Raw genomic sequence first — 9,875 nt, 5'->3', positions numbered from 1 at the left:
CTAACGAGTAGCGGAATGACGAATTTGTTGTTTTTCAAATTGTAGGTAAACCTAAGCCACTTTAGCTATACTTGTAGAGAAAAAAGAATAGATGATGATCCTAAATATTTAATAAATTTGACTACTGAGGAATTTCAAAAATCTCAATTTTTTATTAATTGTGATATGGTACATTCTATCTTCATATAGCTTTCCTCTTCATACCTCAACTAATGAAATCAGAAGCATCAACTCCCTTTTGCAAGCAAGCAGCAATAATAGTGTTCATCATTAGAAATGCAATGGTCATTGGGCCAACGCCCCCGGGTACTGGGGTCATAGCTTTGGCTTTCCCTTTTATTCCTTCAAAGTCAACATCACCTACAAGCTTTCCTACGTTAACGCTATTTATGCCAACATCGATCACTATTGCACCTTTCTTTATCCAGTCTGCTTGAACAAAATTTGGCTTTCCGACTGCTGCAACTACTATATCCGCTTTAGAGCAATATTCAGCTAAATCCTTGCTTTGTGAATGCAAGATGGTGACAGTGCAGTTTTCTTGCAATAGCAGGTAAAACATTGGCTTGCCCACGATATTTGACCTACCAATTACCACTGCGTTTTTACCGGAAAGGTTCTCTTCAATTGACTTAATTAAATGCAAAGAACCTTTAGGAGTGCAAGGTATAAGGCAGTTTTTTTCACCTTTAACTAATTTGCCAACGTTTTCATCATGAAAGCCATCTACATCTTTTTCAACACTTACTGTGTTAATTACTCTGCTTGCACTAATATGATTTGGTAAAGGCAATTGCACTAAAATGCCATGCACAGATGGATCTTCATTTAATTCATTGATTTTTTCAATTAATTCATCTTCTAAAATATTATTAGGCAAAACAATGGTCTCAGAACTTATGCCTATTGATTCTGCTTTTTTCTGTTTATTGCGAACATAAACCTGACTTGCTGGATTGCTACCTATGAGAATTACTTTCAGGCAAGGAAAAATGTTATACTCTCTCTTTAAAATATCAATTTTTTGTGATAGCCTCTCACATAGGTCGTTTGCTATTTTTTTACCATCAATAATAATTGTCACTTCCTTGCCACTCCTTAAAGTCGGGTAATTTGATATCAAATAAATCCAATACTTTGCCAACAGAATGATTAATAATATCATCCAACGATTTCGGTTTAATATAAAAAGCAGGCACTGGTGGAGCAATAATTGCTCCCATCTCCGTTAATTTTAACATATTTTGTAAATGCCCAAGATGCAGTGGTGACTCTCGCACCATAAGAACTAACTTTCTTCTTTCTTTTAGCGTTACATCTGCAGCCCTTGTCAATAGATTGGAAGTAACACCTGATGCGATTTCAGACATTGTCTTCATAGAGCATGGTGCTACAATCATCCCTGAGGTTTTAAATGAGCCGCTTGCTATTTTTTCTCCAATCTTTTCTTCAGAATAGTAAAAATCTGCAAGTGATGTAATATCTTCAAGTTTTTCTTTAATCTCGTGAGCTAAAGTTACTTTCCCAGCACGACTTATCACTAAATGAGTTTCATAATCGACGTCTTTCAACGCTTCTAAAATACGCACACCGTAAATAGAACCAGATGCTCCACTTATTCCAATTACAATTCTGCTATTCACTTAACTCTTCTTCGTAGCTCATTCCCAATGCACGTTTATAGGTATCAAGCAATATTTCTTGTTCCTCTCTGTCATCATCATCCATCTTCCTCAGCCTAATAATTTGTTTCATCACTTTTATATCCCAACCTTCATCTGCGGCTTTTGCATATACATCACGAATGTGATCTTGCACATCCCTCTTTTCTTGTTCAAGTTTTTCGATTCTCTCTATGTAACCCTTCAACTCTTCAGCCGTTATTTTTACTGTATCTTCCATGAAACTCCACTAATTAATTGCTGCCACTAATATTACCAATTTTTACTTGCACTTCAACAACAGTAATAATATTTTTATCTTTTTTTAAAATCTTAAAGCGAAAACCATACATGGAAAACTCCTCGCCTTCGTCAGGAATGCGCTCTATTTCATTCACAATCATACCTGCTAGAGTTGTAGCTTCTTCATCAGGGAGATTCCAGTATAACTGCCTGTTAATGTCCCTAATAGTAGATTTTCCTTCTATGTGATACATATTATCAGATATTTTCTTTATAAAATTCTCCGTAATCAAATCATGTTCATCCGAAATTTCTCCAACTATTTCTTCCAGTATATCCTCAAGAGTTACAATTCCCTGCAGTGCTCCATACTCATCAATAACAAATGCAAGGTGTTTCCTGTTCTTACGGAAGTTGTGAAGTTGCACGCTGAGCGGTGTACTTTCTGGTATGAACCAAGGCCTTGACATAACTTGGGTAATGTCAACTTCTTCCGCTTTATTATTCTTTTCACGCAAAGCATTTATTAGAGCTTTCACGTGAATTACACCTACAATGTTATCTGGTTCCTTCTGCCATAAAGGTACTCTACTGTGACTGCTGGTTAAAATCTCTCTTATTAACTCTTCTTTATTCCGATCTATATCAAGAGAAAATAGGTTTCTTCTATGGGTCATAATTTGTGATATCTCTGTCTCAGCCAAATCAAGTATGCTGCTTAGCATATCTAAATCCTGTTGCAACATAGTTCCTTCACTGCGGTGAAGAGTAATCATATTACGCATTGCATCCGCTGCAGATATCACTTCCTTATCTTTATGCAGCCCACATAATTTTAGGATGAGGTTAACAATAAATTGAATACCTAGTGTCAATGGAGAAAAAATCTTTACAAAAAACAATACAAAATAAGCAGAAAATGATGCAAATTTTTCAGGATTTTGAATAGCATAAGTTTTTGGTAGAACTTCGCAGAACAATAAAATACAAAATGTCATTATAATTGTTGATAGGAGAATGCCCTCATTTCCAAAAAGATTGATAAATATTGCTGTAAATAAAGCAGAGCAAGTAATATTAATAATTGTATTGCCGAGCAATACCGTTCCTATTGTCAATTCTTTCCTATTTAATAAGCGATCTATTACCCTGGCTTTTTTGTTACCGTCTAGCTTTAGCTTATTAACTCGAGAACGGCTAATTGAGGTTAAGCCTATTTCTGCTCCTGAGAACAAAAACGATAAAACTAACAAAACAAAAATTGCTGATGATACTAAGACCAATAACCAATCCATTAAAGTACGATGTTATTGTGATAAAAAATAAAATTAATTTTACATGTTATGAGAGGCATTTGCAAGCCTGAATTTATATTGCCGAATTTTATATACCTTTAATCTTAAAAAACAAATCATAAAGCATATTACACGCTGCGTTCACATGCCCATCCTCAATGATAAGTGGTGGGGTTACCCTTACTACTTTGTTGTTTAAAACCCTAGTTATTATTAAACCTTTATCAAGAGATCGACTAATAATTTTATCAGCTACAAGAGTTGCTAGTTCTATTCCCATTAGTAACCCTTCTCCACGAACTTCTAAAATCATCTCAGGAAATTCTTTAGCTAAAAGCAACAGCTTTTCTTTTAAATATTTACTAATTCTTTTAACATGATCAAAAAAGCCTTCTTTTAGCATTATATCGAGCACTGCATTACCAACAGTCATGGCAAGTGGATTGCCACCATAGGTTGATCCATGAGTTCCTGGAGTAATTGCTTCTGCTATATAATCTTTCACTAAACATGCAGCTACAGGAAAACCGTTACCCATAGCCTTCGCACAGGTTAGCATATCAGGTTCAATGCCGACATTTTGATAATGAAATAAAGAACCGATGCGTCCATATCCGCACTGCACTTCATCAAAGCACAAAATTATTCCTTGAGCTTTTGTTATTTCCCTTACTTTTTGAAGATATTCTACGTCTAGTGGATATACTCCACCTTCGCTTTGTATGGGCTCTAAAAATACAGCAGCTATTTCATTGTTGATTTTTTCTTCTAATGCTTTAATGTCATTTCTTGGCACTTTATCAAAACCAGAAAGGAGCGGAGCAAAACCTTCGCGTGATTTTTCATTGCCTCCAGCAGAAATTGCAGCAATACTGCGGCCATGAAAGCCTCCTTCAATTGTAATAATACGATTACGTTTTGCTTGCCCTTTTGAATAAAAGTAACGACGAATAAACTTAATTGCAGCTTCTGTTGCTTCAAGCCCACTTGAGCAGAAAAAAACTTTATCTGCAAAAGTAAGGGTTGTTAAACGCTCGGCAAGCCTTTCTTGCTCGGGAATAGTGAAAATGTTAGAGCAGTGCCATAATGAGCTCGATTGCTCTTTCAGCTTATCTGTAATGTATGGATGACAATGCCCTAAAGAAGTTGTAGAAATACCTGCAGCAAAATCTAAATATTTTTTACCATCTTTATCAAAAAGATATGCCCCTTCTCCCCTGACTATAGGAGTGTCAAGTCTATTATACGCATTAACAACATGATCCATTTTATAAGTATTGTGGTATTATCTATACTATACCTGAAATGAATCCATTAACACAAAGCTTTTCCTTTAACCTCTTATGCTACTTCAACTAAAAATTTGGCTAATGCAAACCTTTTTTGTCATTCTATAGCTAAAGTGACTTGGTTTTATCAACACTTATTAGCCATTGTAAAAGTTTTTGTTTCTATTGAATGATAGTTGTAGCCTATGCAAGAAGTTTATTGACTTTGAGCGCACTTTAGCCTATACAATTTTAATATCTTAAACTACTGGACATGCCCGATCTAAAGACAATGATGTTAAATTTTGGACCTCAGCACCCAGCTGCACATGGAGTGTTGCGTCTTGTTTTAGAGATGGATGGTGAAGTGATCGAGAGGGCAGATCCCCATATTGGGCTTTTGCACCGCGGTACTGAAAAATTAATAGAACATAAAACGTATCTTCAAGCTTTGCCTTATTTTGATCGCCTTGATTACGTATCACCAATGTCACAAGAGCATGCATATTCACTTTGTGTGGAGAAATTGTTGCAATGTGAAGTGCCAATTAGGGCAAAGTATTTACGTGTCTTGTTTTGTGAACTGACGAGAATACTAAATCATTTACTGAACGTTTCTTCTCAAGCACTTGATGTTGGAGCAATGACCCCTCTTTTATGGCTCTTTGAAGAAAGAGAAAAAATACTGGAATTTTACGAAAGAGCTTCAGGTGCAAGGTTTCACGCAGCTTACATCAGGCCAGGTGGAATTGCAGCAGATGTTCCAGAAGATTTGATTGAGGATATTGCAAAGTTTATAGAGCAATTTCCAAAATATATAGACGATGTTGATGAACTTTTAACAGAAAATAGGATATGGAAGCAACGCACTGTAGGAATTAGTGAAATATCAATTAAACAGGCACTTGATTGGGGCTTTAGTGGCCCAATGTTGCGCGCTGCTGGGCTTGCTTGGGATTTGCGAAAAAGCCAGCCATATGAGATATATGATCAACTAGATTTTGATATACCGATCGGCCAAAATGGCGACTGTTATGACCGTTATCTAGTTAGAATGGCAGAGATTAGGCAATCTATCAGTTTGGTGAAGCAGTGCATAGAGAAAATGCCTGAAGGGCAAATAAAAACTGAAGATAGAAAAATTTCTCCACCGTCAAGAGCAGAGATGAAAAAATCTATGGAAGCTCTGATTCACCATTTTAAGCTCTATTCAGAAGGATATCACGTACCAGAAGGTGAGGCTTACGCAGTTGTTGAGGCACCAAAAGGTGAGTTTGGAGTGTATATAGTTTCAGATGGTACCAATAGACCTTATAGGTGCCGAATAAGAGCACCTGGCTTTGCGCATTTACAAGCCTTAGACTTTATGGCAAAAGGACACATGCTTGCTGACGTTGCAGCAATTATTGGCTCACTCGATATAGTTTTTGGTGAGATTGATAGGTAATCATTGGTACCCGTTCAGGCAATGGCGTCATGCAAGTAGCTGACACATAACTGTACGAACATTTGTTTGCAAAGGCAGTATGTTAAGTGTTATAGCCGATTTTACCTCAAACACAAAGGCAGTGCCTTGACTACTTGGATCCAGAAAAATTGATTGTGTACTATACAACATTTTTGATCAAAAGCGTAACCGTTCACTGTTAGACTGCATTCTGTGATTTTTAGCAAAACATGATCTTTCATTTGAGCTTCCTTCAATTTAAAATAAATACAGAAAATTGCTGCCTATAGCTAAACTGACTTAGATTTACCAACAATCGTCATCCCGCTACTTGTTAGCGGCTAAGAGATACCGCGGCGGCATAGCTATCTTCAAAAATATGGTTGAATAATTGTGTGTATAATTATTAATATTTTTAAACACTTTGGCTATGGCTTTATCTAAGTTTCTCGACCCTAAGCTGGATTTAACCTTCAAAAAAATATGTAGGGTCAAGAACTGGCGCGCCTACTTTAGGGTTTGGTGGCTGATCCATTGTTTTCACAATAGGCCTCAATCCAAATTCCCATGTTAACGTTTCCAGCTCCCGCCTCGTCAAACGCAGCATCCGCACTACGCTTTCCTAGCAGATTCTTTACCAAAGTTTATAACATATTGTGCTGGTGATGCTTTCGGTTTGTAATACCTTATTCTATAGTCTGAATATAGACCCAGCGTTTTGTATATCCATTCGCTACTCCACTTCTTCCAACCAAACCCTCTCTTCACTTTCAGCTAATAAGTGATTTTCTATTTCACCTTCCAAACTTGCCTCCAGCAGCTTTTTTATAAATGGTGTAAATGCTCCATCCCTTCCTGTTAATGGTCTGCCTTCCCTTATTGATGACAGTATATTTGCTTCCAGTTCTTTGTAATCTACCAAACCGGTAGTTCTGTTTACTACTTTCTGACTCATTGTCAAACCTCCATTTTTTTTATATCAATTTATTACTTTTTTTTTGGTTTGACACACTTTTTTGAATCATACGCGTCAAGTTAAGGAAATAAAGGTATGAAAGAGATAGAATAATAAGGTATAAGTTCTCCCAGAAATACTTTTAGTGAGAGAACCAATGAATAAAATAACTAGCTTATCAAAAAAGCTCAAAGAATTTTTTAATGAAAAAGCAGACAAAATCTCAATTACAACAAGGTTTATAAAAAGAAAGAGAAAGCTAAAAGGTTCATCGTTCGTAAAAGCCATGGTCTTGGGTAATATAGGGGTTGATAATTGTAGCGTAGAAACAATGTGTCAATTACTAAACGAGGACTCGATAGATATAACAAAACAAGGTTTGGATTTTAGATTTACTGAAGAAGCAGTGGAATTTATGAAAAGGATGTATAATGAATCTGTGCTTCTCTTCAAAAATATCTTGCAAGTTGATTGCAAAATCTTACAGCAATTTAATAGTGTTAAATTATTGGACAGTAGCTATATTACTCTACCTAACAGTATGGAAGAGATGTATAAAGGTTATGGTACTAGCTACAGTGGCTATGAAAGCAGTACTAAGTCTGGAATAAAGTTACAATTAGTTTTCGACTACATGAATCAGATAATAGACCAACTTAATTTAACGGAGGGAGTAAGATCAGACCAGGGATATAGGAAACATTTAAGTAATATATTAAGCAATGATTTGCTAATATCTGATCTCGGTTATTTTGTGCCAAGTTCTTTTAAACAAATCAATGAAATAGGAGCTTATTTCATAAGTCGTTATAAATCCGATACTAACATATATGATGTAGAAACAAATCAAAAAATGGAGTTATTAGAATGTTTAGAGGATAAGTTATTTTTAGAAAACGAGGTATTGTTAGGAAAAGAAGCAAAAATTAGAGTAAGAATTATATGTCAGAAACTAACTGAAGAACAGTCTATGGCCAGAAGAAGGAAAGCTAATAGATTAGCAAGATCGCAGGGATATACATCCTCTAAAAGAAATCAAAAATTGTTGAACTGGTCAATATTTATAACTAATGTTCCAGAAAATAAAATTAGTGCTGAGCAAGTATTAACGATTTACAGAGTAAGGTGGCAAATTGAGTTATTATTTAAATTGTATAAAAGCCATATCAGACTTGATAAGCTAAAAGGAAAGCCATGCAGAGTATTATGTGAACTATATGCTAAATTGTGCGCAATTCTTATATTTCACGGCATAGTTGGTTGCACAGAAGTGAAAAAGAATACAGAACTTAGCTTAACAAAGGCATTTATTGAGCTAAAAAGGCGGGTTATAGAGTTATTTTTAGCACTAAAGAATAAAGTTAATAGTTTGAAAGTTTTTCTTAAAAAGCTTACCATAACTTGGTCTCGATTTTCATTAAAAGACAAGTACAGAAAAACTAGAGTATCTACCTTAACTTCCCTGAATTTACTTACAATCTCTTAACTTGACGCGTATGCTTTTTTGAACATTCCCTGTTAAGATGCCTAATCTACTTTCAGCTCCTCAGTATGTAAACTGCGTGGTAAAGACTCTAATTCCTTTGCAGCACTTAAACTTTTATTTTTTGCATGTATACCAAGCTTATTGAATTCTCGAGCAGCAGGAAACACCCTTGCTTCAAGAGAGCCAGCAGTTTTATTATAATGATCAACAGCACTTTTTAAGCTCCTGCGCAAATTATCAAAGTTTTCACCCATTGTGCAAATGCGCTCATATAAAATATGACCTAGTTCACTGATTTTCTTTGCGTTTTCAGCTATCATCTCTTGCTTCCATCCATACGCTATTGCTCTCAGCAACGCAATTAGAGTGATCGGTGTTGCAATGATCACTTTTTTTTCCACTCCAATCTCTATCAAAGCAGGCTCATATTCCAGTGCTGCGCTAAAAACCCCCTCCCCTGTTAAGAAAAGCACCACAAGTTCTGGCGTATTTTCAAATTGATTCCAATACTCTTTTTTACCCAAATCATTTATGTGTTTTTTTATTGCCAGGGAATGATTCTTTAATTTCTCCTTTTGTATTTGCAAATCATTTTGTGATATAGCATCCATGTAAGAATCAAGCGGCACTTTAGCATCTATTATTATTTGCTTTCCAGATGGCATTTTGATTATTAAATCAGGACGCAATAAATTATCCTCGTTTTTATCAACCACTGACGGCTGAGTAAAAAAATCGCAATATTCAATCATTCCCGCCATTTCTACCACCCTTTTGAGTTGCATTTCACCCCACTTTCCTCTGATGTGAGGCTTTCTCAAGGCATTAGCAAGGCTGGAAGTTTGGTTCATCAGCGCTCCAATTTGCTCCTTTAAACCTTCATAGGCCCCTACCCTCTCTTTTTCCAGCTCGCGTATTTCATTATCAAATTTTTCTAATTTTTCTTTTATTGGAGTTACAACTTCGTTGATCGTTGCTTGTCTTTTTTTGAAATCGCTTTCCGTTTCTTTTAATTTACTATCGATTACTTCCTTTGCTAAGTTCAGAAAATTATTGTTATTTGTCTGCAAAGCATCAAGAGAGAGCGCTTTAAAAGTGTTTGTTAATCTCTCCTCTGCTTTTGTTAGTAATTCTATTTCCTTTTTCTTTTCCTCACGTTCTTTTTGCAGAGTTACTTCAAGTTCTGCTTTTTTGACCCTTAAATCAACTATTTCTTCATTCTTCGTAAGCAAAGTTTGCTTTGTTTCTTGAAGTTCTTGCTCTAATTTACATAAATTACCCTCAAGGTTTGCTTTCTTTTCGCTCAGTTTTTTTACGATAATGTAGAAAAATAGTAATAGGGAGACAACCAGAGCTATAGAATTGAAAAGCATCAGAATAAAAAAGCTGTATTTACAATTCTATATGATTTTTGTGTGTATAAGAAAGAAAAAAGGAGCACCTAAAGAGGTGACCTTACCCAGAAAAAGTAGAGAGAAAGTTAAGACGTTTTTATCATGAGAATAAATTGTGCAGGAATG

The 9,875-nt window shown here is 35.6% G+C and carries 9 protein-coding genes and 1 pseudogene; 2 read left to right on the top strand and 8 right to left on the bottom strand.

The window, feature by feature from the left end; translation table 11 throughout:
- Positions 1–205 precede the first annotated feature (205 nt).
- The 5 genes from folD to OZD62_RS00155 form a co-directional block, all read right to left on the bottom strand.
- Positions 206–1,084 (bottom strand): bifunctional methylenetetrahydrofolate dehydrogenase/methenyltetrahydrofolate cyclohydrolase FolD, encoded by an 879-nt coding sequence (folD, locus tag OZD62_RS00175; RefSeq protein WP_275019169.1) that lies wholly within the window; start codon positions 1,082–1,084, stop codon positions 206–208.
- Entirely contained in the window at positions 1,068–1,643 is a 576-nt protein-coding gene (locus tag OZD62_RS00170; protein WP_010082294.1) for a UbiX family flavin prenyltransferase, read from the bottom strand. The genes folD and OZD62_RS00170 overlap by 17 nt, the downstream gene beginning before the upstream one ends.
- Entirely contained in the window at positions 1,636–1,902 is a 267-nt protein-coding gene (locus tag OZD62_RS00165) for a DUF2312 domain-containing protein (protein WP_010082293.1), read from the bottom strand. Before OZD62_RS00165 ends, OZD62_RS00170 begins: the two co-directional genes overlap by 8 nt.
- A gap of 13 nt (positions 1,903–1,915) precedes the next feature.
- Positions 1,916–3,199: an HlyC/CorC family transporter gene (locus tag OZD62_RS00160; RefSeq protein ID WP_010962674.1), complete on the bottom strand. Its 1,284-nt coding sequence runs from the start codon at positions 3,197–3,199 to the stop codon at positions 1,916–1,918.
- An 88-nt stretch (positions 3,200–3,287) separates the two neighbouring features.
- Positions 3,288–4,466 (bottom strand): aspartate aminotransferase family protein, encoded by a 1,179-nt coding sequence (locus tag OZD62_RS00155; RefSeq protein WP_275019167.1) that lies wholly within the window; start codon positions 4,464–4,466, stop codon positions 3,288–3,290.
- A 275-nt stretch (positions 4,467–4,741) separates the two neighbouring features.
- Here OZD62_RS00155 and OZD62_RS00150 point away from each other — a divergent pair, with 275 nt between their 5' ends.
- Positions 4,742–5,914, top strand: a complete 1,173-nt coding sequence (locus tag OZD62_RS00150; protein WP_010962676.1) for an NADH-quinone oxidoreductase subunit D — start codon at positions 4,742–4,744, stop codon at positions 5,912–5,914.
- 27 nt (positions 5,915–5,941) lie between these two features.
- On the opposite strand, the gene OZD62_RS00145 is transcribed toward OZD62_RS00150, so the two are convergent.
- Both OZD62_RS00145 and OZD62_RS00140 read right to left on the bottom strand, forming a co-directional pair.
- On the bottom strand, positions 5,942–6,085 hold the full coding sequence (locus tag OZD62_RS00145) for a hypothetical protein (protein WP_275019166.1): 144 nt from the start codon (positions 6,083–6,085) through the stop codon (positions 5,942–5,944).
- Between the two features lie 589 nt (positions 6,086–6,674).
- Positions 6,675–6,869 (bottom strand): annotated as a pseudogene (locus tag OZD62_RS00140) (IS256 family transposase); the annotation flags it as partial.
- 157 nt (positions 6,870–7,026) lie between these two features.
- Between OZD62_RS00140 and OZD62_RS00135 the strand changes: the two are divergent.
- On the top strand, positions 7,027–8,355 hold the full coding sequence (locus OZD62_RS00135) for an IS4-like element ISWen1 family transposase (RefSeq protein WP_275019165.1): 1,329 nt from the start codon (positions 7,027–7,029) through the stop codon (positions 8,353–8,355).
- A 41-nt stretch (positions 8,356–8,396) separates the two neighbouring features.
- On the opposite strand, the gene OZD62_RS00130 is transcribed toward OZD62_RS00135, so the two are convergent.
- Positions 8,397–9,728: a DNA recombination protein RmuC gene (locus tag OZD62_RS00130; protein WP_038199773.1), complete on the bottom strand. Its 1,332-nt coding sequence runs from the start codon at positions 9,726–9,728 to the stop codon at positions 8,397–8,399.
- Between the last annotated feature and the right edge of the window lie 147 nt (positions 9,729–9,875).

This window comes from Wolbachia endosymbiont of Drosophila seguyi, assembly GCF_028981765.1.
GTDB lineage: Bacteria > Pseudomonadota > Alphaproteobacteria > Rickettsiales > Anaplasmataceae > Wolbachia > Wolbachia pipientis.
Note: the sequence above shows the minus strand (reverse complement) of the source record. Positions and strands in the feature narration are given on the sequence as shown.

Excerpts from the sequence above, each read along its gene's own strand:
- OZD62_RS00155 (WP_275019167.1), bottom strand. The coding sequence starts at position 4,466 with ATGGATCATGTTGTTAATGCGTATAATAGACTTGACACTCCTATAGTC.
- OZD62_RS00150 (WP_010962676.1), top strand. The coding sequence starts at position 4,742 with ATGCCCGATCTAAAGACAATGATGTTAAATTTTGGACCTCAGCACCCA.
- OZD62_RS00160 (WP_010962674.1), bottom strand. The coding sequence starts at position 3,199 with ATGGATTGGTTATTGGTCTTAGTATCATCAGCAATTTTTGTTTTGTTA.
- OZD62_RS00165 (WP_010082293.1), bottom strand. The coding sequence starts at position 1,902 with ATGGAAGATACAGTAAAAATAACGGCTGAAGAGTTGAAGGGTTACATA.
- OZD62_RS00135 (WP_275019165.1), top strand. The coding sequence starts at position 7,027 with ATGAATAAAATAACTAGCTTATCAAAAAAGCTCAAAGAATTTTTTAAT.
- OZD62_RS00130 (WP_038199773.1), bottom strand. The coding sequence starts at position 9,728 with ATGCTTTTCAATTCTATAGCTCTGGTTGTCTCCCTATTACTATTTTTC.
- OZD62_RS00145 (WP_275019166.1), bottom strand. The coding sequence starts at position 6,085 with ATGTTGTATAGTACACAATCAATTTTTCTGGATCCAAGTAGTCAAGGC.